At 71.9% G+C, this 25,230-nt stretch carries 27 protein-coding genes; 11 read left to right on the top strand and 16 right to left on the bottom strand.

Annotated features, from left to right (window positions below; translation table 11 throughout):
* Positions 1-15 precede the first annotated feature (15 nt).
* Together DEI93_RS13385 and DEI93_RS13390 are read right to left on the bottom strand one after the other, a co-directional pair.
* Positions 16-765, bottom strand: a complete 750-nt coding sequence (locus DEI93_RS13385; protein WP_111014158.1) for an ABC transporter permease — start codon at positions 763-765, stop codon at positions 16-18.
* A gap of 37 nt (positions 766-802) precedes the next feature.
* A complete protein-coding gene (locus DEI93_RS13390; RefSeq protein ID WP_258372258.1) occupies positions 803-1,576 on the bottom strand; it encodes a COG4705 family protein in 774 nt (257 codons plus the stop codon).
* 89 nt (positions 1,577-1,665) lie between these two features.
* Here DEI93_RS13390 and DEI93_RS13395 point away from each other — a divergent pair, with 89 nt between their 5' ends.
* The 7 genes from DEI93_RS13395 to DEI93_RS13425 all read left to right on the top strand — a co-directional run bounded on the left by DEI93_RS13395 (position 1,666) and on the right by DEI93_RS13425 (position 8,680).
* On the top strand, positions 1,666-2,292 hold the full coding sequence (locus DEI93_RS13395) for a DedA family protein (protein ID WP_111014159.1): 627 nt from the start codon (positions 1,666-1,668) through the stop codon (positions 2,290-2,292).
* Between the two features lie 22 nt (positions 2,293-2,314).
* Entirely contained in the window at positions 2,315-2,980 is a 666-nt protein-coding gene (locus tag DEI93_RS13400) for a response regulator transcription factor (RefSeq protein ID WP_111014193.1), read from the top strand.
* A gap of 61 nt (positions 2,981-3,041) precedes the next feature.
* A complete protein-coding gene (locus DEI93_RS13405) occupies positions 3,042-4,478 on the top strand; it encodes a four-carbon acid sugar kinase family protein (protein ID WP_220037887.1) in 1,437 nt (478 codons plus the stop codon).
* A 50-nt stretch (positions 4,479-4,528) separates the two neighbouring features.
* On the top strand, positions 4,529-5,209 hold the full coding sequence (locus tag DEI93_RS13410; RefSeq protein WP_111119948.1) for a GntR family transcriptional regulator: 681 nt from the start codon (positions 4,529-4,531) through the stop codon (positions 5,207-5,209).
* A gap of 175 nt (positions 5,210-5,384) precedes the next feature.
* Positions 5,385-6,371, top strand: a complete 987-nt coding sequence (locus DEI93_RS13415) for a 4-hydroxythreonine-4-phosphate dehydrogenase PdxA (RefSeq protein WP_111119947.1) — start codon at positions 5,385-5,387, stop codon at positions 6,369-6,371.
* A gap of 67 nt (positions 6,372-6,438) precedes the next feature.
* Entirely contained in the window at positions 6,439-7,737 is a 1,299-nt protein-coding gene (locus DEI93_RS13420) for an MFS transporter (RefSeq protein ID WP_111027561.1), read from the top strand.
* A 13-nt stretch (positions 7,738-7,750) separates the two neighbouring features.
* Positions 7,751-8,680, top strand: a complete 930-nt coding sequence (locus DEI93_RS13425; RefSeq protein WP_111119946.1) for an amidohydrolase family protein — start codon at positions 7,751-7,753, stop codon at positions 8,678-8,680.
* Positions 8,681-8,689: 9 nt separating this feature from the next.
* Here DEI93_RS13425 and DEI93_RS13430 read toward each other — a convergent pair whose 3' ends face one another.
* Positions 8,690-9,550 (bottom strand): SseB family protein, encoded by an 861-nt coding sequence (locus DEI93_RS13430; protein ID WP_111027563.1) that lies wholly within the window; start codon positions 9,548-9,550, stop codon positions 8,690-8,692.
* A 9-nt stretch (positions 9,551-9,559) separates the two neighbouring features.
* Positions 9,560-10,132, bottom strand: a complete 573-nt coding sequence (locus DEI93_RS13435; RefSeq protein WP_111119945.1) for a DUF2127 domain-containing protein — start codon at positions 10,130-10,132, stop codon at positions 9,560-9,562.
* A 124-nt stretch (positions 10,133-10,256) separates the two neighbouring features.
* On the opposite strand from DEI93_RS13435, the gene DEI93_RS13440 reads away from it, so the two are divergent.
* Positions 10,257-11,816, top strand: a complete 1,560-nt coding sequence (locus tag DEI93_RS13440) for a glycosyltransferase family 39 protein (RefSeq protein ID WP_146244426.1) — start codon at positions 10,257-10,259, stop codon at positions 11,814-11,816.
* Here the strand turns inward: DEI93_RS13440 and DEI93_RS13445 are convergent.
* The 10 genes from DEI93_RS13445 to DEI93_RS13490 form a co-directional block, all read right to left on the bottom strand.
* Complete coding sequence (locus DEI93_RS13445) at positions 11,795-12,886, bottom strand: sensor histidine kinase (protein WP_111119943.1); 1,092 nt, start codon at positions 12,884-12,886, stop codon at positions 11,795-11,797. The two genes, DEI93_RS13440 and DEI93_RS13445, sit on opposite strands and share 22 nt — an antisense overlap.
* Before the next feature lie 75 nt (positions 12,887-12,961).
* Positions 12,962-13,507, bottom strand: a complete 546-nt coding sequence (locus tag DEI93_RS13450) for a YbhB/YbcL family Raf kinase inhibitor-like protein (protein WP_111027566.1) — start codon at positions 13,505-13,507, stop codon at positions 12,962-12,964.
* Positions 13,508-13,629: 122 nt separating this feature from the next.
* Entirely contained in the window at positions 13,630-13,884 is a 255-nt protein-coding gene (locus DEI93_RS13455; protein WP_111027567.1) for a hypothetical protein, read from the bottom strand.
* 2 nt (positions 13,885-13,886) lie between these two features.
* The gene (locus tag DEI93_RS13460) at positions 13,887-14,483 is read right to left on the bottom strand and encodes an ArsR/SmtB family transcription factor (protein WP_111037427.1); all 597 of its coding nucleotides are present in this window, start codon (positions 14,481-14,483) and stop codon (positions 13,887-13,889) included.
* 69 nt (positions 14,484-14,552) lie between these two features.
* A complete protein-coding gene (locus DEI93_RS13465; RefSeq protein WP_111119942.1) occupies positions 14,553-15,746 on the bottom strand; it encodes a Bcr/CflA family efflux MFS transporter in 1,194 nt (397 codons plus the stop codon).
* Positions 15,747-15,920: 174 nt separating this feature from the next.
* Complete coding sequence (locus DEI93_RS13470) at positions 15,921-16,226, bottom strand: Dabb family protein (protein WP_111050044.1); 306 nt, start codon at positions 16,224-16,226, stop codon at positions 15,921-15,923.
* 107 nt (positions 16,227-16,333) lie between these two features.
* On the bottom strand, positions 16,334-16,915 hold the full coding sequence (locus DEI93_RS13475; RefSeq protein WP_111011393.1) for a hypothetical protein: 582 nt from the start codon (positions 16,913-16,915) through the stop codon (positions 16,334-16,336).
* Positions 16,912-17,064 (bottom strand): hypothetical protein, encoded by a 153-nt coding sequence (locus DEI93_RS13480; RefSeq protein WP_181434991.1) that lies wholly within the window; start codon positions 17,062-17,064, stop codon positions 16,912-16,914. Before DEI93_RS13480 ends, DEI93_RS13475 begins: the two co-directional genes overlap by 4 nt.
* Before the next feature lie 84 nt (positions 17,065-17,148).
* On the bottom strand, positions 17,149-17,772 hold the full coding sequence (locus DEI93_RS13485; RefSeq protein WP_111011392.1) for a response regulator: 624 nt from the start codon (positions 17,770-17,772) through the stop codon (positions 17,149-17,151).
* A complete protein-coding gene (locus DEI93_RS13490; protein ID WP_258372257.1) occupies positions 17,769-19,460 on the bottom strand; it encodes a GAF domain-containing sensor histidine kinase in 1,692 nt (563 codons plus the stop codon). The genes DEI93_RS13485 and DEI93_RS13490 overlap by 4 nt, the downstream gene beginning before the upstream one ends.
* A gap of 115 nt (positions 19,461-19,575) precedes the next feature.
* Here DEI93_RS13490 and DEI93_RS13495 point away from each other — a divergent pair, with 115 nt between their 5' ends.
* Genes DEI93_RS13495 through DEI93_RS13505 form a run of 3 tightly spaced genes read left to right on the top strand, consistent with a single transcriptional unit; the run spans position 19,576 to position 23,404 of the window.
* Positions 19,576-20,412 carry a universal stress protein gene (locus DEI93_RS13495; RefSeq protein ID WP_181434992.1) on the top strand — a complete coding sequence of 279 codons (837 nt, stop codon included), beginning with the start codon at positions 19,576-19,578 and terminating at the stop codon, positions 20,410-20,412.
* Positions 20,409-22,937, top strand: coding sequence for a phosphoketolase family protein (locus DEI93_RS13500; protein ID WP_111119940.1), 2,529 nt, complete (start codon positions 20,409-20,411; stop codon positions 22,935-22,937). Before DEI93_RS13495 ends, DEI93_RS13500 begins: the two co-directional genes overlap by 4 nt.
* Positions 22,934-23,404 (top strand): pyridoxamine 5'-phosphate oxidase family protein, encoded by a 471-nt coding sequence (locus DEI93_RS13505; RefSeq protein ID WP_111027571.1) that lies wholly within the window; start codon positions 22,934-22,936, stop codon positions 23,402-23,404. The genes DEI93_RS13500 and DEI93_RS13505 overlap by 4 nt, the downstream gene beginning before the upstream one ends.
* A gap of 25 nt (positions 23,405-23,429) precedes the next feature.
* Here the strand turns inward: DEI93_RS13505 and DEI93_RS13510 are convergent, their stop codons facing one another.
* Positions 23,430-24,329 (bottom strand): carbohydrate ABC transporter permease, encoded by a 900-nt coding sequence (locus DEI93_RS13510; protein WP_111011388.1) that lies wholly within the window; start codon positions 24,327-24,329, stop codon positions 23,430-23,432.
* A complete protein-coding gene (locus tag DEI93_RS13515) occupies positions 24,329-25,228 on the bottom strand; it encodes a carbohydrate ABC transporter permease (protein WP_111014174.1) in 900 nt (299 codons plus the stop codon). The genes DEI93_RS13510 and DEI93_RS13515 overlap by 1 nt, the downstream gene beginning before the upstream one ends.
* Positions 25,229-25,230 lie beyond the last annotated feature (2 nt).

Consider the following 25,230-nt stretch of genomic DNA (forward strand, 5'->3'; position numbering starts at 1 on the left):
CGCCGGGCGACCGCGTCAGCGCGGCGCCGCCGGGCGCGTCCGCACGGGCCCGAGCCACCGCACGACGATCGCCGCGGTCACGGCCCCGGTCGCGATGATCGCCGCGAGGACCACGATCTGGAACCGCCCGGCCTCGACCGGTGAGACCCCGCCGAAGATCGCCCCGACGAACGCGCCGGGCAGCGTCACGAGTCCGGTCGTCCGCGTCTGGTCGGTGGAGGGGATGAGCGCCGCGTGCACCGCCCGACGGGCGAGGTCCCGGGTGGCCGTCCGGGGCGGTGCACCGAGCGCGAGCCAGCCCTCGACCTCCTCCCACCGGTCGTCGACGAGCTCGAGGAACCGGCGTCCGGCGAGCGTGGCGACGGTCATCGCGTTGCCGACGACGATCCCGCCGATCGCCAGGGCGTACCGCGCGTCGAACGCGATCGCGCCCGTCACGAACACGACGGCGAGGGACAGCAGGATCCCCGCACCCATCGCGGACGCCACCATCGGCGCCGTCCGTCGCAGCGGGCCGAGCCGTCGGGAGGCCGTGCTCACCGCGACCGTGAACATCACGACCAGGGCGGCCGCGACCCACCGGACGTCGTGGATGACCCCGCTCAGGACGACGCTGATGACGGCGAGCTGGAGCGCGCCACGCAGGACGGCGAGCGCCGGCGCGACGGGACTCGGGGCCCGGACGAGGAGCAGCACGACGGTCGCGACGACCACGAGCACCCCGACGCCGAGGAGACTCGGGCCGATGTCCGAGGACCAGGTCATGACCTGGGACCGTAGCGTGCGTGGCTGCCGACGCGGGTCACGGCGCGAGGCTGTCGGCCGGCCACTCCCGGGTGTCGAGGTCGGCCCGTCGGCTCTGACGCACGCTGAGCACCGCGACGCACACGACGATGAGCACGGCGAGCACCGCGCTGATGGGTCCGGTGCCGAACCCGAGACCGCCGCGCGCGGACGACACGGCGCCCCAGTCGGCGAAGGACGCCCCGACGGGCCGGGTCAGGACGTACGCGACCCAGAAGGCGGGCACGGCGGCGAGCGCCCGCCCGAGGTACAGCGCGATCGGCACGCACATCGCCGCGACGAACACCGCCCCGCCGAGCAGGTACCCGAGGTGGAACCGCGACGCGACGAGGTCGCCAGCGGCGGTCCCGAGGGCGAACGTGGCGACGACCGCCGCCCAGTAGAAGGCCTCACGGCGGCGGGTGTCGATCGCGTGGACGTCGACGGTGCCCTCGACGACCCGCCACGTGACGAACACGGCGACGAGGAACACGAGGAACACCGACGTCGACACCAGGTACGGGACGCCGGCGACGACGTGGGTGAAGTCGGCGATCATCGTCCCGAGCACGCCGACGAGCACGACGACGAGCCAGTACAGCCACGGCACGTACCGGCGGACGGTGAACTGGGCCACGATCGCGGCGGCGAACAGGACGGCGGTCGCGAGCACGGCGCCGACGGGGTCGACGTGTCCGACGAGGAAGTCCGACAGGGTCTCCCCCATGCCGGTCGTCAGGATCTTCGTCACCCAGAACAGCAGGGTGATCTCGGGCACCTTGTTCCGCAGCATGCCGTGACGATCACACCCCCGGTCCAAGAAGCCACCAAGGGAGCGTCGGTCTTGGCCGTTCCTGGGAGCCGCACCCGGAGGATGGGCCGGTGCCCCTCGCGATCCACCTGTTCGACGCCGCCTCCATCCTGCATGCGTTCGGGCCGTGGGTGCTCGTCGGCCTCGCGGTGCTCGTGTTCGTGGAGTCGGGGGTGCTGTTCCCGTTCCTCCCGGGCGACTCGCTCATCCTGACCGCGACCATCCTGGCCTCGGCACTCGGCATCACCCCGTGGCAGGTCGCGGTCGTCGGGTCCCTCGCCGCGATCGCGGGCGACCAGGTCGGCTACGTCCTCGGGCGTCGGTTCGGGCGTCGGCTGTTCCGCGAGGACGCGCGGGTGCTCAAGCGTGCGCGCCTGCGCGAGGCCGAGGCGTTCTTCGTCCGGTACGGCGGCCTGTCGCTCGTGCTCGGGCGGTTCGTCCCCGTGGTCCGGACGTACGTGCCGCTCGCCGCCGGCGCCGCGGCCATGCACTACCGACGGTTCATCGTCTGGAACACCATCGGCGGCGTGGGCTGGGTGGCGGTGTTGACGGTCGTCGGGGTGCTCCTCGGCGGCATCCCGTTCGTGGCGCACAACATCGACGCGCTCATGGTCGTGGTGGTGGTCGTCTCGGTCCTCCCCGTCGTCATCGGGGTGCTCCGGAAGCGGAGTGCGGCGCGGCGTGCGGTGCGCCGGTGACGCCGACGGCCAGGATCGGGGCATGACGGAGCCGGCACCGCGCCTCCTGCTCGTGGAGGACGACGCGCGCCTCGGTCCGATCGTCGCCGACGTGCTCGGTGCGGACTGGGACGTCACCCTCGTGACCGACGGTGAGCAGGCGGTCACGGCCGCCGTCGAGCGGTACTTCGACGTCATGGTCGTGGACCGCAGGTTGCCGGGCATGGACGGCGTGGCCGTGGTCGAGGAGATCCGCCGACGCCGCATCAGCACGCCGATCCTCATGCTCACCGCGCTCGGTTCGCTCGACGACCGCGTGTCCGGCCTCGACGCCGGGGCGAACGACTACCTCGTCAAGCCGTTCGAGTTCGCGGAACTCGGAGCCCGGCTCCGCGCCCTCACGCGCGACTACGCGCCCGAGGGCGAGGCGATCGCGATCGGCGGGTGGACCCTCCACCCGGAGACCGGCACCATCACCTCGCCGTACGCCGGGAGGATCGGGCTCACCGAACGCGAGACCGCGCTCGTCCGCCTGCTGGCCCGGGAGCCGACGCGCACGTTCTCGCGGGCGCACATCCTGACGGCCGTGTTCGACAAGGGCGAGCAGCTCGGCACGGTCGACACGTACGTCCACTACGTGCGCCGGAAGACCGACCGGGACCTCATCGCCACCGTTCGTGGGGTGGGGTACCGCATCGGCACACCCTGAGCGTCGTCGGCGGGACCCCGGGGACCGACGGCCTACGGTGGGCGGTCGGAGGAACCGATCGATGTCACTGCTGGACCTGCCCCATCCCCTCGGACCCGTCGACGTGGACACGCTCCGCGCGGCCGTCACGGACTCGCGCCGCCGGATCGTCGTGATCGACGACGACCCGACCGGGAGCCAGAGCATCGCCGATCTCCCCCTCGTCACGGCGTGGGCGGATGACGACATCCGGTGGGCGTTCGACCAGGACACCGTCGGGTTCTTCGTCCTCGCGAACACACGGAGTCTCGAGCCGGACGCGGCCGAGCGGGTCGTCCGCGAGGTCCACGACCGCGTCTCCCGCATCGCCGCGGAGCGCGGGGAGGACGTCGTCCTGCTGAGTCGCGGCGACTCGACGCTGCGTGGGCACTTCCCGCTCGAGACCGACGTGCTCGTGGCGGCCGAGGACGCCACCGGCCGCACGGTCGACGCCGTCCTGCTCGTCCCCGCCTACCCGGATGCGGGGCGCATCACGGTCGACTCCGTCCACTACCTCGCCCAGGGCGACGCCTGGATCCCCGTGGGCGACTCCGAGTTCGCGCGCGACGCGAGCTTCGGGTACCGATCGTCCTCGCTGCCGGACTGGGTGGCCGAGAAGACCGACGGGCGTGTGCCGGCCGGCGAGGTCGTCCGCATCACGATCGACGACATCAGGAACGGCGGTGCGGCCACGGTCGCTGCGGCGCTCCGCTCCTGCCGGGACGCCCGGGTCGTCGTCGCCGACGCGGTCGACGAGGACGACCTCCGCGTCGTCGCGCTCGGTGCGCTCCGCGCCGAGACCGACGGCACGCGCATCGTGTACCGCGTCGGTCCCTCGTTCGTCCGGGCCCGCTGCGGGCAGGACGTCCACGGTCCCATCGCGGACGCCACCCTCGCCGAGTCCTTCACGCACGCTCCCGAGGGGCACGGGCTCATCGCGGTCGGGTCGCACGTCGGACTGACCGGTCGACAGTTGGACGGACTGCTCGCGGCCGACCACCCCGCGGTCGTCGAGCTCGACCTGGCGCGTTGCCTCGAGTCGACCGAGGCGATGCGGGACGTGGTCGCGGCGGCAGCGGCGCGCGCGGCGTCGCTGCTCGACACGACCGAGGTCGTCGTGATGACGAGTCGCACGCTCATCCGGGGCGTCGACGCCGACGACAGCTTGCGCATCTCCCGTGTCGCCTCGGAGTCCCTCGTCGCCACCGTCCGAGCTGTCGTCGAACGCCGACGGCCGTCGTTCCTCGTCGCGAAGGGCGGCATCACCTCCAACGACCTGGCGACCGAGGCGCTGCACATCGGGCACGCCCACGTGATCGGCACCCTCCTGGCAGGCATGGTCTCGCTCTGGGTGGCGGCCGACGGACCCTCAGCCGGTCTGCCGTACGTCGTGTTCCCCGGGAACGTCGGTTCCGACCAGTCGCTCGCCGTGGCGGTCCGGCGCGTCGCCGACGCAGCCGCACTCGACGGCCTCATGTAGGAGACGCCCGCCAGGGGGAGCCGGAGGCGGTGATCGTATAGGCTCCGCACATGGACGACCGGCCGAGGACACCGACGAGGACATCCCTGGCCGACGGCGTCTACGAGGTCCTCATGGCCCAGCTCATGGACGGCGAGCTCCGCCCCGAGCAGCAACTCAACATCGACGGACTGGCGAAGTCGCTCGCCGTCTCGCAGACACCGATCCGCGAGGCGCTCGCGCGGCTCGAGTCCACGGGCCTCGTCCGGCGCGAGGCACTCCGGGGATACCGGGTCGCACCCCTGTACACGGATCGCGAGCTCGACGACCTGATGGACGCACGGGCCGTGGTCGAGCCGTCGAGCACCTACTTCGCGACGACGCGGATGCCCGACGCGGCCCTCGACCCCCTGGCGGCGAGCATCGACGCGCTCCGGACGATCCCGCACGGCCCGGACCACCACGACGTGCGGGCGTACTGGCGTGCGGACGAGCGGTTCCACGACCTGATCGTGCGCGGCGCCGACAACGTGTTCCTGCTGAACGCCTACCGCTCGTTCGGCGGGACGGTCCAGCGGTTCCGGCTGTTCTCGGAGCGCGGGGTCACCGACGCCGACGCGGCGGTGCACGAGCACTCCGCGGTGCTCGAGGCGATGCGGCGCCGGGATGCCGACGGCGCTCGCGACGCCATGCGCCGGCACATCCTCGCGGTGAAGGCGCGCGCCCGCCAGGACCGCGACGCGCTGCGCTGACGGGATCCGCGTGGAGCACCTGTTCAGGCTGCCGCGTAGCCTATAGGATACATGATGCCGAGGCCCGACTCGGTACGACCACGACGAGGTGTCAGCCCCCGCGACTCCAGCGGAGACGGGCGATGCCGGCCCAGGTCGGTGTGATCGCGGCCGTCGCCGCAGAAGGAGCGCGAGCATGACCCAGCAACGACCCCGTGTCGCCCTGACCCTCGGAGATCCGGCCGGCATCGGTCCGGAACTCGCCGCCAAGGTGCTGTCCCGTCCCGGCACGCTCGACGCGAACGAGGTGCACGTCCTCGCCGACCGCGACGAGTTCGAGCGCGCGTTCGCCGACGCGCGCCTCCCGGCCGTTCCGCTCGGGGACGAACCGCGGCCGGGGGTGGCGACGCTGCTCGACGACCACAGCGCCCCGCCGACCCCGATCCCGACCGGCGTCGTGAGCGAGGAGGCCGGTCACCGCGCCATGCACCAGCTCCGGCGCGCCGTGGCCCTCGCCGCCGAGGGTCGGGTGGGCGCGATCGTCTTCGCGCCGCTCAACAAGACGAGCCTGCACCTCGCCGGCATGCAGGAAGAAGACGAGCTGCGGTGGTTCGCCAAGCAGATGGACCACCACGGCACGACGTCGGAGCTCAACGTGCTCGAGGATCTGTGGACGGCGCGGGTCACCTCGCACATCCCCCTCAGCGCGGTCGCTGCCCGGGTGACCCCCGAGTCCGTCCGAGCGACCATCGGTCTGCTGCACCAGGTGCTCACCGACGCCGGCATCGAGCCGCGGCTGGGGGTCTGCGCCCTCAACCCCCACGCGGGCGAGAACGGGAACTTCGGGCGCGAGGAGATCGACGCCATCGCCCCGGCCGTGGCGGCAGCGACCGCGGACGGCATCGACGTGCGCGGCCCGTTCCCCTCGGACACCATCTTCCTCGCCGCACGACGTGGCGACTTCAACGGGATCGTGACGATGTACCACGACCAGGGACAGATCGCCATGAAGCTGCTCGGGTTCAGCGGGGGTGTGACCATCCAGGGCGGTCTCCCCGTCAGCATCGCCACGCCCGCACACGGCACCGCGTTCGAGATCGTCGGCCAGGGCGTCGCCGATCCCACCTCGATGGCGAACGCCTTCGACATCGCGGCGGCAGTGGCGGCCCGGCGACAGGCATGAGCGCCACCGAGCCCTGCACCAGCGCCACACCCACGGACGACGACGTACCACGGAACGAGGCTTCTTCATGAGCAGCACCACGACCACACCGCGACGCTCCCGAGTACGGCTCGGGGTCTTCGGGATCCTCTGGATCCTCGTCCTCCTCAACTTCGTCGACCGATCGGCGCTCTCCATCTCGCTGCCGTTCATCAGCGACGACTTCAAGCTGTCACCCGCCGTCAACGGCTGGGTCCTCGGCTCCTTCTTCTGGACGTACCTGCTGTTCCAGATCCCGGGTGGCTGGCTGCTCGACCGGATCGGCGCCCGCAAGGTGGTCCTGTTCGCCGCCGGACTGTGGGGTCTGTTCCAGGTCCTCGGCGGTATCGCCACGGGTGGCATCATGCTCGTCATCTCGCGGCTCGGCATGGGGATGTCCGAGGCGCCCGTCTACCCCGCCGGCTCGAAGCTCAACTCGAAGTGGCTCGCGTCACGGGAACGCGCCCGCGGCGCGACGTTCATCGACGCGGCGAGTCCGTTCGGCAGCGCGGTCGGCGGCCTCATCGTCACCGGACTCATCGGCCTCTCGGGCAGCTGGCGCTGGTCGTTCATCATCACCGGGGCGATCACCGTCGCGGTCGCCGGGCTGTACTACCTGTACGTCCGCGACGACCCGGAGCAGCACCCGAAGGTGAACGAGGCGGAGCTCGACCACATCCACGGCGACGACGTCGTGGCTCGTGAGACGGAGACCGGACCGCTCCCCGGTGTCGCGGACTACGCCCGGTCGTCCTCCTTCTGGTCGATGTGGCTCGGACGTCTCGGATGGGCGACCGTCTGGTGGGGGATCATCTCCTGGTCTCCCTCGTACCTCTCGACCGCCCTGCACTTCAGTCTGGCGGGCCTCGGGTGGGGCACGTTCTTCATCTACGGCATGGGCGTGCTCGGTCAGGTGGTCGCAGGGTGGTCGACCGATCGTCTCCGCGCCCGCACCACGAACTACAACGGAGCGATGAAGCTCGTGCTCGCCGTCTCCGGCGTGGGGACGGTCGTGTCGATCCTCGCCCTGCCGCTGACCCACAGCGGGTACGCGGCACTGGTCGCCCTGGCGCTCGCGGTGTTCTTCAACCAGTTCGGTGGCGTCTACTGGGCGATCCCGTCCTGGCTCTCCCCCAAACCGCAGGTCGGACGGGTGGGCTCGGTCATGAACGTGGCGTCGAGCCTCGGTGGGGCGATCGCACCGGTCGTCATGGGATACGCCATCGCCGCGAGCGGTGGTGGGTACACCGGCGCGTTCGTGTTCCTCGCCGTCGCCGGCATCGTGTACCTCGGCGGATCGATGTTCATCGACTTCAACCGCCCCCTGGCCGTGCGCCGGGCCGCGTAGGGAGGCGCAGGACGTGGCCCGCTACTCCGGTCCGGTGATCGACGCGCACCACCACGTCTGGGAACCGTCGCTCGGCCGACAGCCGTGGCTGCTCCCGGACGCGCACATCCCGTTCCGCTACGGCGACTACGAGCAGATCAAGCGCGACTACCTGCCACCGGACCTCCGACGCGACGCCGGTCCGCTCGAGCTGGTCGGTTCGGTCTCGATGGAGACCGAGTGGGACGACGACGACCCGATCGGCGAGATGGAGTACACGCAGGCGGTGTCGGAGCGCTTCGGCCTCCCCACCGCCTCCGTCGCCCACGCCCTGTTGGACGACCCGCAGGTCGGCACGGTGATCGAACGCCTCGCCGCGATGCCGCGGGTCCGCGGCGTCCGCCACAAGCCGGGAGGCGCGCCCTCACCACGCGAGGCCGCGTCTCGTCCGACCCTGCTCGAGGACCGGCAGTGGCAGGCGGGGTTCGCACTCCTGCACCGCGCCGGGTTGTCCTTCGACCTCCAGGTCGCGTGGTGGCACTTCCCCGAGGCCGCACGGCTGGCAGCGGAGCACGAGGACACGACCATCGTCATCGACCACACCGGGCTCCCTGCCGACCGTTCTCCCGACGGGCTCGCCGGGTGGGCCGACGCGCTCCGGCTCATCGCGCGGCACGACAACGTCGTCCTGAAGATCTCCGGCCTCGGGGTGGCAGGCAGGCCGTGGACCGTCGCCGACAACCGCGGCATCGTGACGACCGCCGCCGAGGTGTTCGGTCCGTCGCGGATCATGTTCGCGAGCAACTTCCCGGTCGACGGCATCGTCGCGACCTACCAGGAGATCTACCAGGGCTTCCTCGAGATCACGACGGACTGGTCGGCGTCGGAGCAGCGCGCTGCCTTCGCCGGCAACGCCGCCCGGGTCTACCGACTCCCATCAGAGGTCCTCGGGGATCGGACGTGAGGGCGGACCTCAGGACAGGGGGAAGCGATCGGCGAAGGCCTGCAGCCGGAGCGGCGCGGGGTCGCCGGCGGGGTTGAGGACGACACCGGCGTGCCCGTCCTCCTGCGCCACGCGCGCGACGTTCGCGAACCCGGTCGGCCGGGCGTCGAGGTCGGGCGCCCAGGCCCAGACCTCCGCCGGCGAGGTGAACACCGGCGAGTACGTCTCGCCCTCGGGGCTGCGGATCGTCGGGACACCCACACCGGTCACCTCGCCGCGCTCGTCCCGGTGCACCTGCGCCCCGATGAACACCACCGGGGCCGCGGCGGCCAGGGCCACGAGTTCGTCCTCCGGAGCACCGACGGCGATGGCGGTCTTCAGCGGCTCGTTCACGGCCGGGTCCTCCGTGAGCCCGTTGCGGATCTCGTCGGCGTAGGCGATGCAGAGCGTGTCCGAGGAACCGGGGTCGATGGCGATGCCCTCGTACGGGGCGGTGGCCGCCATCTGGAGCGTCGCCGCCGCCGGCTGCACGAGGGACCGTGGCGGCGTGGGCGACCCACCCCGACGGCGGTACTCGGCGAGTCGCTCATTGTCGGTGAACGCGACGAGGAGCCGCTTGCCCGCGTTGTCGACCTGGAACCCCACCGCCAGCTGGTCACCCTCCTGGAACGGACGAGCGGGATCGCGGGTCGTCGAGTCCGACGCGTCGAGGAGCAGATCCCCCGTCACGCACTCACGGAGCACCCCCGAGATCGTCTGCGCGTCCTTCCGGACGGCCCACGCGGCCAGGGCCCGCTGCACCCGTCGGTTGACGACGAGCCGATCCTCCGGTCGCGCGGGTCGGTCCGACGACGGCTCAGCCCCGCCGCGCTTCCTCGCGAAGATCCCCATGGAGCGACGCTAGCGCGCCCGCACCATGGGTTCCACCCCGCTTGCACGGCGACGGGTGCGACGGCGTGCGAGTGCGGGCACGGCTCCGTACAGGGCGTCACGGAGGGTTCGGTGCTGCCGCCACTCGCGCCAGGTGAGCACGATGATCGCCGCGTCGAACGCCGAGAGCACCCCGACCCCGAGTGACGGGTGCACGACCATCTCGACGAGCTGGGCGACCAGGAACGCGGCGAGCGCAGCGATCGCCCAGGGGTGCACGCGCTCGGAGCCGCGGATCAGCGCGATGACGACGACCACCTTCACGAGGCCGTGCACGACGAGGTAGACGGCGGCGTAGAGAGCAGCGTCGGCGCCGAGTGCCGCGGCACCGTGCAGGATCAGGTGCGCGATGAGGTCGTGCGGGTCCTGTGCGAGCTCGTGCGCGGTGAGCAGGTGGGCGACGGCACTGATCTGTGCCGGGCGGAGGAACAGCAGCGGCAGGCCCAGGAGCAGCTCGGCCGCTCCGTCGATGCCCTTCAGGGCGATCCCGACGAGGAACACCACATCGAGGATCCGGCCTCGTCCCGTTCGCGTGCTGTCCATGACTCCAGCATCGAGATCCGCTGCCCAGAAAGCGCCAAGAGGGCTCAGGGAACTCCCAGCAGGCGTCCGGCTTGCTGGGTCCTTCCTTGGAGGGCGCGGCGCAGCCTGACGTCCGGAGGTCTTCATGTCCACAGTGCCGCTCCGTGGCGGGTCCATCGACGCCCGCACGATCCGACTCGACCCTCGCCACCGCGCCTGGCTGCCGCCGGTCGTGGTCGGGCTCACCGCCACGGTGATCGCCGTCGCGTTCGACTGGGTCCCGTCCGTCTGGTACGACGAAGCCGCGACCGTGGTGTCCGCGACCCGTCCCTGGCCGGCGCTCGCGCGCGAGGTCCAGCACGTCGACGTCGTGCACGCCACCTTCTACGGCCTCATGCACCTGTGGTTCCTCGTCGCGGGATACGCTCCGTTCACGCTCCGGCTGCCGTCCGCGGTCGCGGTCGGTGCGGCGGCGGCGCTTCTCGTCGTGCTCGGCCGGATGCTCGCCGACCTCAGGACCGGCGTGGTTGCGGGCGCCCTCTTCGCACTCCTCCCGCGGGTCACGTGGATGGGCACCGAGGGGCGCTCGTTCGCCCTCGGCACGCTGCTCGCGGTGGCGGCGACCATCCTGTTCCTCGCCGCGCACCGGCGGAGCGTCACGGGCCTCCGTTCCTGGCCGTGGTGGGTCGGGTACGTCGCGGTGTCGCTGCTCGGCGGGGCGGTGTTCCTCTACCTCGTGCTCGTGACGGTCGGGCACGGCGTCACGGCGGCGGTCCCGCTGGCGCGTCGGAACGCCCGGACCCGCGGGGCGCAGCGGGCGCAGCGCTGCTGGCTCCTCGCCGCTGCGGTGACGGTCGTGGCCCTCGTGCCGCTGGCCCGGGCCTCCGCGACGCAGTCGGCGCAGATCGACTGGATCCAGCACATCAGCCGCCACACGGTCGAGGAGGTCGTGGTCACCCAGTGGTTCACACTCAACCCCGCGTTCACGGTGTTCGGCTGGCTGCTGGCGGTGGCCGGCATCGCGGTCGGGCTGACCTCCGCGCGCGGCCGATCCCTGCTCGCGGTCGCGCTGCCGTGGGCCGCGGTGCCGACGGTCGGACTCATCGCCGCGTCACTCGTGACGAACCCGCTGTACTCCCCGCGCTACGTGTCCTTCGGCGCTCCGGCGGTGGCGCTGTGCATGGCGCTCCCGGTCGCCGCGCTCCCGGACCGGTTCTTCGCCCGGGTCACCGCGGGCGTCCTCCTCCTCGCGGTCGCGCTGACCGCCCCGACGTGGGTCCAGCAGCGGACGGTCACCGCGAAGGACGACTCGGCGTGGAACCAGGTCGCCCGGCTCGTCCGCTCGGAGCGGGCCCACGAACCGGCCGGGCAGGTCGACGCCGTCGTCTACGGGCCGGTCGATCGACACCCCCTCGCGACGTCGCGGATCATCGCCGAGACGTACCCGAGGGCGTTCCGCGGCCTCCGGGACCCGTTGCTCGTCCGCCCGGCCTCCGCGTCGGCGGGGCTGTGGGAGACGCAGCGTCCGATCGCCGACATCGGCCGGACCGCGGACGGCGCACGGGTCGTCTGGTTGCTGACGGGCACGGCCCACGACGAGCGGAGCACCGTCTCGGCGGCCCTGGCCCCCGAGGGCTACCGCGTCGACGGCACCTGGGTCCGGGCGAGCACCGAGGTCGTCCGCTACGTCCGGGCCGTGCGCTGAGCCAGCGGCAACCGCAGGAGGAACACCGTGCCGTCCGCGCCCGTGTGCTCCACCCGCACCTCGCCGCCCGCCCGGACCGCGATGTCCCGCACGAGCGCGAGACCGATGCCGTAGCCCGACCGGGTGGTACCGGTCGGCCGCGAGCCGGCCGCACGGGCCGCGTTGCCGTGGGCGAACCGGTCGAAGACCCGCCGCGGGGCGATCCCCGTGATCCCCGGGCCCTCGTCGCGGACCCGGATGGCGACCCAGCGCTCGGCACGCTCCGTCGTGACGGTCACGGTCCCGCCCGTCGGCGTGTGCCCGATCGCGTTGTCGACGAGCGCGACGATGCAGCGCCGGAGCTGTGTCGACGGGAGGGACACGACCGCGTCGCTGTCGCCGACGTCGAGGCGCACACCCCGCGCGTCGGCCAGCACGCCCATGTCGTTCGCGGCACAGGCCAACTCGGGTCCGAGCGGTGTCATCGGGTGTTCCCCGGGCCTCCCGGCCGCGACCTCGAGCAGGTCGTTGACGATGTCGATGAGCACGCGGGTGTCCGCCTGGAGCTCCTCGACGATCCCGTGACGCGGATCGTCCGCGTCCATGCGGAGCTCGAGCTGCTGCACACGCGCGTTGAGCACGGTCAACGGCGTGCGGAGCTCGTGGCTCGCGTCGGCGACGAACGTGCGCTGCATCCGCGACGCCTCCGTGATGGGACGGACCGCCCGCCGGGCGATGATCCACGTCGCGATCCCGGCGAGCACGACCGCGAACCCGCCGACGCCGACCACCGCGATCGTCAGGTCGATCGTGTCGAGGTAGACGTGCACGTCCTCGGGGCCGTGGTACTCGTGCTGCTGCTGCGGGGTCAGCTGCCAGACCACGTACACGACGACGAGCAGGATGATGGACGCCACGAGCGCCGCCGACACGACGGCGACCTGGAGCCCGATGCGGACGGCGGACCGCCGCGAGGCGAGGCGATCCGGGTCCTGGTCGCGCCGGCCGGACACCCGGCCCCGGACCCCGTCGGTGCCGAGCGTGAGCCGATCGACCAGCACCTCGTGCACCGACGACCACCACACGCCCACGGGACCGCTCCTTCCGTCACCTCGACGGTCGACCCGCCGCCCCCAGGATCCACCAAGACGGCGGCGGGGTCGCGCCTACGCCTCGCCCGGCGTCTCCGCGCTCGCCACGAGCGTCGCCCGGCCGAGGATGTGCGACGACATGGTGAACCCGAGGTAGGCGGGCGTGGCGTCGGCCGGCACTCCGATGTCCGCGACGTCGAGCGCGTGCACGACGATGAAGTACCGGTGCGGACCGTGGCCCGCGGGCGGCGCCGCCCCGACGAACTGGGGCGCCCCGGCGTCGTTCTGCAGTTGGATCGCGCCGTCCGGGAGGCCCGCCCCGCCCGCAGCCCCCGCTCCGGTCGGCAGCGTGGTCACGTCGGCCGGGATGTTCGCCACGGCCCAGTGCCAGAAGCCGGACATGGTCGGGGCGTCCGGGTCGTACATGGTCACCGCGAAGCTCTTCGTGCCCTCGGGAGCGCCACTCCACGTGAGCTGGGGCGAGACGTCCTCGCCGCCGGGGACGCCCATCATCCCCGACCACTGCGGGGGCCGGAACTCCTGGCCGTCCTGCACGTCGTCACTCGTGACGGTGAACGCGGGCACCTCGGGCAGGCGTCGGAACGGGTGGTTGTCGGTCATGCTCGTCCTCCTCGGTGGGCGGTCGGCCCGCCCCGTGATCGATCATGCCGCGCGGGCCCGAGCCGCGTCCGCGTCCGCGGTCGCATCCGCGGTGCCGTCCTGGTCCGCGTCGGCGTCCGCGGTCAGCGCAGCCGGGGCTGCGCCGAGGCGAGCCGCTCCCAGGACCGCTCCCGGGCCTCCCGGTCGAGCGACGCGTGGTGCAGGACGGCAGCGCGTTCGTGGAGGACTCGAGGTGCGGGGGTCGTCACGGCGACGCGTGCGAGACGGCGTGCGCGGCGATCCGCGCGGGCGGTGCTCCAGTGGACGAGCCCGAGCCCGATGCGGTGGGCGGCTCGTTCGACCGGGTGGACGGACGTGACGGGCACGGTCGCGTTCATGGTCACTCCTTGGGGACGTCGAGGACGGGGAACAGGTTGTAGTTGACGAACACCCGACGCGCAGCCGGGTCGGGGTGGCGCGAGGCCGGGTCGTTGGCGCGGAGGTACCGACCGATGAGGTCGTTGATCCCCCGGTCGAGCTCGGCGAGTTCGTCCGGGGTCATGAGGAGCCAGGCGGTCGAGAAGTCACTGACCTCGCGCCAGGCCTCGGGCAGGTCGTCCGACGACGCGAGGGCGTCGCGGATGAACTCGGCCGTCGTGTCCTGGAAGCTCATGCTCGCGAGCACGGTCGCCGTGCGTTCCGCCCGGCTCTGGTCGTTACCGTGGTCGCCGAACTCGAGCGGGCCGGCGTAGCGCCGCCACCAGCGGTCACGGCCGCTGCCGAGTTCGGGAGCCTCCTCGACGATGCCGTGCTTGGCGAGCTGGCGCAGGTGGTAGCTCGTCGATCCGGATGACTCGCCGATCCGGGCACCGAGCGCGGTGGCCGTGGCCGGGCCGTGCGAGGCGAGCTCGTTGAGCAGCCGGGTCCGCACGGGGTGCGCGAGGGCCTTGAGGGCCTCGACCCGCAGGACGCGGGGCTCGGGGGTGTTCGTCGCCATGACTCCGAAGATACCTTTGCAAAGTGCTCTTTGCAATGGTTCCTTTGCGGTGGTGTCGTTGCGGTCAGCTCAGTCGGGTTCCGGATGCTCCGCACGGGCCGATGCAGCCACCTGCACGACCGCGGCGATGACGATCCCCGTCGCCATCACGGCCCCCATCGCGACCGCCGTCCCCCCGAACCACCCGGCCAGCGGTGTGCCGAGACCGCCGAGCCCGAAGCTGATGCCACCCTGCAGCGCTGCCGCGGTACCGGGCAAGGCCGCGCCGAGGGCCTGCGTCCGCGTCGTGGCCCCGGTGATCACGAAGCCCCAGGCACCCGTCACCACCGCCAGGCAGACCCAGACCGCGATCGGCCCGAGGCCTGCGAGTGCACTGACGAGCACACCGACCGCGCCGAGGGCACCGACCACGAGTCCCGTCGTCAGGAGCGCGTCCTCGCTGCAGCGTCGGACGAGCCGCCGGAACGCCAGGGTGGTGAGGATCATGCAGCTGGCGTCGACGGCGAAGACGACGGTGTACCCGGTCTCGCTGAACCCGAACTCGGACTGGAACACGAACGAGCTCGTGGAGATGTAGGCGAAGAAGCCGATCGTCGCGACGCACGAGGACACGAGGTACCAGTCGAAGCGCGGGATGGCCAGCAACGTCCCCATCCGGCGGAGGTTCGCGCCGAGACCGATTCCCGACGACCGGTCCTGCGGCGCGAGGGTCTCGGGGATGCGGACGAGCACGATCGCGAAGAGGACGAGGCCGAGCACCCCGAGCGCGACGAACATGATCCGCCAGTCACCGACGAGCAGGAGTGCGCCACCGGCCAGGGGCACGACGACCGGTCCGACGGCGTTGATCGCGGCGAGCGCCGCGTAGATGCGTGGACGGTCGGCAGGAGGCGCGGCGTCGGTGACCACCGCGCGCCCCGCGACCGCGCCGGCGGCACCACCCAGGCCCTCGACCACGCGCGCGATCACGAACACGGCGTTGTCCGGGGCGACGGCGCAGGCGAACGACGCCACCGCGAACAGGGCGGTCCCGCCCAGGAGGATGGACCGGCGCCCCACCGAGTCGCTGAGCGGTCCCACGAGGATCTGACCGACCGCGAACGCGACCAGGAACGCCGTGAGCGACACCTGCACGGCACTCGTGGAGGTCCCGAAGTCCCTCGCGAGCGCAGGCAGCGCGGGGATGTACATGTCCGTCGCGAACGGCGAGATGCCGACGATGACGGCCAGGGGCACGATCGGCGGGAGGGGACGGGAAACCATACGGCGGATGGTATTCCGTCGGTGGGGTGCGGTCCGGGCGAGCACGGCGCGATGGGGACCGGGTCCGCGGCGGGTGCGGCGCGGTCCCGGTGCGCGGCGGGTGCGGTGCGGTCCCGGTGCGCGGCGGGTGCGGTGCGGTCCCGGTGCGCGGCGGGTGCGGTGCTCCGGCCGGGGTCAGGACCCCGCTTCGATGTCGAACACGACCAGGTCGGCGCTCGCCCCGCCGAGGAACGCGGCGACCGGCTGGTGGTCGGGGTGCGGCAGGTAGCCGTCGAGCGCGGCGCGGTCCCGGAACCGGACGACGAGCATCCAGTCGAACCGCCCCTCGAGCCCTTCGCTGCTCACGCTGGGTCCGGCATCGACCGACGTCACCCCGTCGATGCCGGGGAGGTGCTGCCGGACGAGCTCCGCGGCACGCTGTTCGGATGACGCGTGGTCCCCGCTCCACTGGACGAGGACGACGTGGACGATCTCAGACATGGGTCGAGGCTACGGCGTCGGAGCTCCGACGCCCGGCCGGCACCGCAGCATCCTGTTGTGTGCGGACAGGGGTGTTCGATGCGGCACGCAGCGGAGCCAGCAACCGCTCAGACGGCCGCCGCCCGGCCCTCGGCCGATGGGCGCCTCGCCGCGGCGTCGGCGTACCGGCGGGCGTGACGGAGTCCGAGCAGTGCCAGCACCGCCATCACGACGGCGCCGGCGTACGCGACGACCGCGCCGATGAGCGCGAGCGTGGCCATGGTGTCGAACGCGTACGCGTTGAGGAGCAGGCCGCGGAGGGTCTCGCCGCGGAACACGGTGTCGACCTCGGCGGCGAGTGCGGCGTCCTTCGGGTGCGCCTGCGCCTCGGCGGACAGTTCGGAGTACGTCTTCCCGCCGGTCATCTCCCGCAGGTGGACCGCGATGTAGTGGTCGGCCCAGGCTTTCGCCTGTGCGCCGGTCTCGAGCTGCTGTCCGGCGTAGCGGTTGAGGTACGGACCGATGTCCTTGCTCTTCAGCGCGTCGCTGCCCTTCGCCGGGAACTGGATCTTCTCGGCGACGAGCTGGTCCCGCACCTGGTCGTGCACGTACACGTGCGCCCAGGTCATGAGGACACCCGCCAGGAGCAGGACGAGGGCGATGACCGCGCCGCTCGCGGAGAGGAGTCGGTCGAGTACGGTGCGGTTCACGGTTCCTGCCTTCCGTCGGTGTGCTGCCCGCTGTCACTGCCGCCGCGACGCTGGGCCGCCAGCCGGTGCTCCGCGCGCTCGCGCGCGTCGCGCTTCAGGCGCTCCCACTCGTCGGTGGGGAGTCGTCGGACCTCGTCGCGCTCGGGCATGGAACCAGGGTCCCGCCAGGACCGGCTGGTGCAGGAGGGCACTTGGTCCCGACCGCGTCGGGACGACCGGGAGGCCCGCGACGATCAGCCGCGCCGGACGCCGTAGACGGCCGCTTGCGTCCGACTCTCGAGATGCAGCTTGCCGAGCAGGACGGTCACGTTGTTCTTCACGGTCTTCTCGGCGATGTGGAGTCGTTCGCCGATCTGCCGGTTCGTCAGGCCCTCGACGATGAGGTCGAGGATCTGCTGCTCACGCCGGGTGAGTCCGGCGTCGGGGTCGGGGCTCGCGGGGACGACCGCGGAGCGCACGCGCCGTCCCGCGTCGGCCGGGAAGAGGGTCTCACCCGAGGCGGCACGGCGGATCGCCTCGACGAGTTTGTTGCCACGGATGTCCTTGAGAACGGAGCCGCTCGCTCCGGCGAGGACCGCGGCCGTCGTCGCCTCGTCGTCGTCGTAGGCGGTGAGCATGAGGCACGGGAGGTCCGGATTGGCCGAGCGCACCGTCCGGCACAGGTCGATGCCGCTGCCGTCCGGCAGGCGGACGTCGAGCACGGCGATGTCCGGCCGGGTCGCGGCGATACGCGGGACGGCCCGGCCGATGGTCTCGGCCTCGCCCACCACCTCGAGGTCGGGCTGCGCGTCGATGATCCGCGCCACGCCCTGCCGGACGAGTTCGTGGTCGTCGACGAGGAACACGCGGATTGTCATGCTGCCTCCCCCTCGATCACCGGGACCCGCCAGGTCATCGTGGTGCCGCCTCCGTCGCGGCCGTCGAGCGCGTAGTGGCCGCCGCGGGCGGCAGCCCGTGCGGCGAGGTTCGCGGTGCCGCTCGCCCGGCCCGGGCGGCCGAGCCCGCGGCCGTCGTCCTCGACGAGCACGGTCAGGTGGTCGTCCTCGAGCAGCACGCGGACGTCGGTCGTGGAGGCGCGCGCGTGGCGCCCGACGTTCGTCAGCGATTCCCGGACGACCGCGACGACGTCGTCGGCGAGTTCGTCCGGGACGAGCGCGTCCACCGGCCCACCGAAGGTGACGCTCGGCGGCCCGGCGAGCATGGGCGTGACCTCGGCGATCGTGTCGAGGACGCGGTGCCGGATGGTGGTCGGGGCCGTGCGGGGCGGTGTCTTCAGCGCGAACACCGCCGTGCGGATCTCGGCGATCGCGGTGTCGATGGCGTCGATCTGGTCCGCGAACTCCTGACGGACGGTCGCGGGGACCGCGGGCTCGAGGCTCTGGAGCGTCAGGCCCGCCGCGAACAGTCGCTGGATGACGTGGTCGTGGAGGTCACGCGCGATCCGACTCCGGTCCTCGATGCGCTGGAGCTCCTGCCGGTCGAGCCGTCCGCGGGCGAGCTCGAGCGCCACGCTCGCCTGTGCCGCGAACTCCGACGCCAGGTCGAGTTCGGAGCTGGCGAACGGCGGGCGTCCTGCTCGACGCGCGAGCAGGAGCGTTCCGAGCGGGGCGGCCGTCGCGGCGAACGGCACCGCGGCGGCCCATCGAAGTCCGTCCGGCCAGTCGACGGAGTCCTCGCGGAGGTCGCCCGTGGTGACGTGCCCGCTCTCGATGGACCGGCCGGCGATCGTGTCGTCGGCGTCCTCGATCACCGCTCCGAGATCGTGTGCGTCGACCCCGCGGGCGCCGTCGACGCGGAAGCCCGTGTTGTCCGGGACCAGCACGCAGGCGAGATCGGCGTCGACCAGCGGGGCGACGCGGTCCACGACGACGCCGAGGCCGTCGACGGCATCGGACGACAGCAGCGCGGTCGTCACGTCGGCGAGCGCCACCGACCACCGCTGGCGGCGTCGGGACTCGTCGAAGAGGCGCGCGTGGTCGATGGCCGCGCCGGCGGTGGCGGCCAGGGAGGCCACGAGTTCCTCGTCCTCCTCGCTGAACACGCCGGACTCCCGCGTCAGGTACAGGTTGCCGAACAGCTCGTCCCGCACGCGGATCGGCACCCCGAGGAACGCCTCCATCGGCGGGTGGTGCTCGGGGAACCCGGTTGCTCGGGGATCCGCTGCGAGGTGCTCGAGCCGGGTCGGGGTCGTGGTGGTCAGGATCGCGCCGAGCAGCCCCCGGCCGCGGGGGAGGTCCCCGATCGCGGCGACCTCCGCGTCGGACATCCCGACGTGGACGAACTGCTCGAGGGTGCCGTCGGGGGCGATCACCCCGAGCGCGCCGTAGCGGGCGCCGGCGAGTTCGACCGCGGCCTCGACGATGCGCCGGAGCACGACGGGCAGGTCGAGCTCCTCGACCACGAGCCGGTTCGCGCGGAGGAGCTGCCGGAGACGCCCCTGGGTCGCGAGGACCTCGTTCGCGCGATCGACGAGGTCGCCGATGGTGCGCTCGAGTGCCGTCCGCGGCGCGTTCGGGAAATCGAGTCGGTCCTGCTCCTGCCCCACGCCGGTCCTCTCGCTCGCCCCCCTCACCCTACGGGGCGGCGCAGCCGCGGGAGCCGGGACCTTGGTCTCTGGGTCCGGTCCGCCGCAGCACGGACCATCGAGGAGGAGGCGGCACATGGGTGAGCGGTACATCGTCGGGTTCGACGACTCGCGGCCGAGTCGACGCGCACTGGACTGGGCGCTCGACCGCGCCGCGCGAGACCACGGGTCCGTGGTGCTCGCCCACGTCCGCACGGTTCCGGACGGCCCACCCTCCGACCCGGACCTGGAGGCCGCGGTCACCCGTGCTCGCACCCGCCGTCGCGATGTCGGGGTGTCGCTGCTGCGGATCGACGGGGACGACGTCGTGGCCGCCCTGCTCGGGGTAGCCGAGGACGAGGACCTCCTCGTGGTGGGCACGCACAAGACGGGTCACCTGCACGGCCGGGCGCTCGGCACGCGGGCACTCGCCCTCGCGGCTGGCGCGCGCTGTTCGGTCGTCGTCGTCCCGGACACGGACCTGCGGTTCCGTCGCGGTGTCGTCGCGGGCGTCGGCGGCGGTGCAGGGGCGGCGCACGTGTGCGAGACCGCGGCCAGGGAGGCCGAACACCGTGAGGAGGAACTCGTGCTCGTCCGGGCGCTCGAACCCGACGGCTCCGGCGACGACGGCACCCCGCTCGGCACCACCGGCGGACGCGTCCAGGACGCCCACCCGCTCCTCGAGGTGTCCGCGCGCACCGCTTCCCGTCCAGCGGCGCCCATGCTGCTCGATGTCGCGCTGGGGCACGCGCTCCTCGTCATCGGCGCGCGCCATCCGGCCCAGGCGCGGGCCGGGTACGTCGGCGCGGTGCTCCACGACGTGCTCATCAACCTGACCGCACCCGTGCTCGTGACCCGCCACCGCGACCTCGTCGCGACCGCGGCAGCGAGTGGTGCGGCCACTCGACCGGACCCCATCGAGGAGAACGCATGACCGACACGACCATCAGCAGGACCGACACCACGGCGACCGAGGTCGCCTTCCGGCGCGGCAACGGAGCGGAGGTGGACGAGCCCACGATCGACCGCCTCGACGCGTGGTGGCGGACCGCCAACTACCTCTCCGTCGGGCAGATCTACCTGCTCGACAACCCGCTGCTCCGACGGCCGCTCACCCGTGACGACGTCAAACCGCGCCTCCTCGGTCACTGGGGAACCACCCCCGGACTCAACTTCGTCTACGCCCACCTGAACCGGGCCATCCAGGAACGCGATCTCGACACGCTGTACGTCACGGGGCCGGGGCACGGCGGCCCGGGCATGGTGGCGAACGCCTACCTCGACGGCACCTACACCGAGGTCTACCCACGGATCGGGCAGGACGAGGACGGCGTCCGGCGCCTGTTCCGTCAGTTCTCCTTCCCCGGCGGCATCCCGAGCCACGCGGCACCCGAGACCCCGGGCTCGATCCACGAGGGCGGGGAACTCGGCTACGCCCTGTCACACGCGTACGGCGCCGCCTTCGACAACCCGGACCTCCTCGTCGCCGCGGTCGTCGGCGACGGCGAGGCCGAGACCGGCCCCCTGGCGACCAGCTGGCACTCCAACAAGTTCATCGACCCGCTCCATGACGGCGTCGTGCTCCCGATCCTGCACCTCAACGGGTACAAGATCGCGAATCCGACCGTGCTCGCCCGGATCCCCGAGGAGGAGCTGCTGTCGCTCATGCGCGGGTACGGCCACACCCCCTACGTCGTGTCCGGCGGGTTCGACGGCGAGGACCCGCGGGCGGTCCACCGCCGGATGGCGGAGACCCTCGACCGGGTCCTCGACCACGTCGCCGAGATCAAGGCCGCAGCCGCCGCGGGCACCCTGGAGGGCCGCCCCGCCTGGCCGATGATCGTCCTGCGCACACCGAAGGGCTGGACGTGCCCCGCCGAGATCGACGGCAAGCCCGCCGAGGGCAGCTGGCGTGCCCACCAGGTGCCGCTCGCGAGCGCCCGGGACACCGAGGAACACCTGCAGGTACTCGAGGGCTGGCTCCGCTCCTACCGGCCCGAGGAGCTGTTCGACGACGAGGGCCGGCCCGTCGCACTCGCGACGGCGCTCGCCCCGACCGGCGACCGGCGGATGAGCGCCAACCCCGTCGCGAACGGCGGGCTGCTCAAGCGGGACCTCGTGTTGCCCGACTTCCGCGACTACGCGGTCGACGTCCCCACGCACGGCGGCTCCATCGACGAGTCCACCCGGGTCCTCGGTCGGTGGCTCGCCGACGTCGTCCTCGCGAATCCGGACACGTTCCGGATCTTCGGCCCCGACGAGACCGCGTCGAACCGCCTGAACGCCGTGCTCGACGTGACCGACAAGCAGTGGGACGCCGAGGTGGTGCCGTCGGACGAGCACCTGGCGCGCGCGGGCCGCGTCATGGAGATGCTGAGCGAGCACCAGTGCCAGGGGTGGCTCGAGGGCTACCTGCTGACCGGACGGCACGGACTGTTCACCAGCTACGAGGCCTTCATCCACATCGTCGACTCGATGCTCAACCAGCACGCGAAGTGGCTCAAGGTGAGCAAGACCATCCCGTGGCGGCGGCCGATCGCGTCGCTCAACTATCTGCTGTCGTCGCACGTGTGGCGCCAGGACCACAACGGGCTGTCGCACCAGGACCCGGGTTTCATCGACCACGTCGTCAACAAGAAGCCAGACATCGTTCGGGTGTACCTGCCGTTCGACGCCAACACGTTGCTCTCGACGTACGACCACTGCCTCCGGAGCGTGGACTACGTGAACGTCGTCGTGGCGGGCAAGCAGCCGACGTTCAACTGGCTCCCCATGGACGAGGCGATCGCGCACATGACCCGCGGCCTCGGCATCTTCGACTGGGCCGGCACCGAGGTCGACGGCGAGGAGCCCGACGTGGTCCTCGCGTGCGCGGGCGACGTCCCGACGCTCGAGACCCTGGCGGCCGCGTCGATCCTCCGCCGCGAGGTCCCGTCGCTCCGGGTCCGGGTCGTCAACGTCGTCGACCTCATGCGGTTGGTGAGCGAGGGCGAGCACCCGCACGGGCTGTCCGACGCGGAGTTCGACGCCGTGTTCACCCCCGACAAGCCGGTCGTCTTCGCCTACCACGGGTACCCGTGGCTCATCCACCGACTGACGTACCGCCGACATGGCAGCGGCAACCTGCACGTCCGCGGCTACACGGAGGAGGGCACGACGACGACGCCCTTCGACATGGTCATGCTCAACGACATGGACCGGTACCACCTCGTCATCGACGTGCTCGACCGCGTTCCCGGGCTCGCGTCCCGCTCAGCCGGACTCCGTCAGCGCATGCAGGACGCCCGCATGGCTGCCCGCGCCTGGACCCGGGAGCACGGGGAGGACATCCCCGAGGTCGCCGACTGGACCTGGACCGACGACGGTGACGCGCACCACGACGCCGCCGCGGTCCGTTCGGCGAACGTCGGTGTCGACACCGTCTCGGCCACTGCTGCCACGGGTGGTGACAACGAGTGAGCGAGCGCCGGAACGACCCCGAGCCCGTCCCGACCCGCACCTCCGACCGGCCCGGCGCCCACGCGTCGACCGCACCGGTCGAGGAGCTCGTCCTGGTCCTCGATCCGGACCAGTGCTGGACCCGACTGCGCGACGCGAGCACCGGGCGGGTGGCGTTCCGCACCGACGAGAGCATCGAGATCCTGCCCGTCAACCACCTCTCCGACGACCGCCAGATCGTCTTCGCGACCTCGAGCCACGCGATCCTCGCCGCCGTGGCCGACCGACGTGAACTCGTCTTCGAGGTCGACCACCACGACGGGTGGACCGCCTGGAGCGTCGTCGTCCGCGGGCCAGCCCACACGACCCAGGCGAACGACGGCACGGCGGGGCGACTCCGGTCGATGCTGCCCACGCCGAAGATCGCGACGGTGGTCATCGAACCGACGTCGGTCACGGGGAGGCTGTTCGACCAGGCCACGCCCTGACGCGGCCACTGCGGTCAGCGCGCGCTCACTTGCCCGCGCCCATGGTGAGCCCGGCGACGAGCTGCCGCCGCGCGAGCAGGTACAGCACCAGGATCGGCAGCGCGGAGAGCACGACCGCCGCGAGCGTCGCCGGCACGTTGATGCTGAACTGCCCCTGGAAGTTCCACAGCGCGAGCGGCAGGACGCGCTTGTCGTCGCTCTGCGTCAGCACGAGGGGCAACAGGAACCCGTTCCAGACCTGGAGCGCGTCGTAGATCGCGACCGTCGCGATGGACGACCGCGACAGCGGGAGCACGAGGCGCCACAGGATGGCCCACTGCCCCGCACCGTCGACCCGCATCGCCTCGAACAGCTCCCCCGGGATGTCGCGGATGAAGTTGACGAGGATGAGGACCGTGATCGGGATCGCGAAGGCGATCGACGGCAGGATCACCGCGGCGAGCGTGTCGTACAGGCCGACGCGGCCGAGCACGAAGAACAGCGGGATGACGGTCGCCTGCAGCGGGATCGCGAGGCCCAGGAGGAACAGCGAGTAGGTGCTCCGGACGATCCACCGCCGCGACCGCACGATCGCGTAGGCCGCGAGCAGGCAGACGGCGGTCGTCACGACGACGGTGACGAGCGAGACGATCACGCTGTTCGCGAAGTAGACGCCGAAGCCGGACTGCAGCACGAGCGCGTAGCTCGCCAGGGTCGGGTGCGTCGGCGGCGCGAGGGGGTTCCGCGTGTAGTACGAGCCCTGCGCGGTGATGCTCGTGATCACGACGTAGTAGATCGGCAGGAGCACGACGGCGAGCCAGACCCAGGCCGCGACCGCGCCGACGACGTTCCGGTTGGCCCGTGTGCGCCGTGGCCGACCGGCGCCGTTCGTGCGGGTCGTGGTGGATCCGCCCACGGCGGTGTCCCGGACGCTTGCGATCGCCATCAGGCGCCTTCCTGCTCGCTGGTCATGCGGTTGAACCCGCTGAACCGGGTGAGTGCGAGCGCGATGACCAATCCGATGACGACGAGGATGACGGCGAGCACGCTCGCGTCGCCGAGGTCGCTGGCGGAGAAGCCGGTCAGGTACATGTCGAGTGGGAGGATCCGGGTCGCGTACCCGGGGCCGCCCTGCGTGAGGACGTACACGATGTCGAAGTAGGTCAGGGACCCGACGATCATGAGCGTCGAGGACGTGATGATCGTGTTCCGGAGCTGCGGCAGCGTGATGCTGAAGAACTGGCGGACCCGTCCGGCCCCGTCGATCTGCGACGCCTCGTACAGGGACGCCGGGATCTGGCGCGCGCCGGCTTGGTACAGCAGCGAGTGGAACGGGATGAACTGCCACGCGATGACGAAGATCACCACGTACAGCGCCGTGGCGGGGCTGCCGAGCCAGTCCTTCGACAGCGCGGGCAACCCGAACGCGTGACCGACGCCGTAGTTCGGGTCGAGCAGCGCCTTGAACGCGATCGCGATCGCGGCCGACGACAGGATCAGGGGCAGGAAGTACAGCGCGGCGAGGACGGCGCGGTACCGCTGCTTGCCCGACACGAAGACCCCGACGAGGATGCTCATCGGCGTCTGGATCACCCACGAGATCACGATCACCTGCAGCGTGAGCCACAGCGCGTGGTAGGTCAGTGGATCGCCGAGCTGGGTGATCCAGTTGCGGATCCCGTTGAACACGGGAGCGGTGAGGCCGTCCCAACTCGTGAAGCTGAGTCCCAGCGCGATCACCAGCGGGATGATCGCGAACGCCAGGAACATCGCGAGTGCGGGGATGACGAACCAACTGCTCGGGGCCGATCCGTCGATGACGGCCCCACCGTTCCGTGTGCGCATGC

Source organism: Curtobacterium sp. MCBD17_035, assembly GCF_003234815.2.
In the GTDB taxonomy this organism is placed as follows: domain Bacteria; phylum Actinomycetota; class Actinomycetes; order Actinomycetales; family Microbacteriaceae; genus Curtobacterium.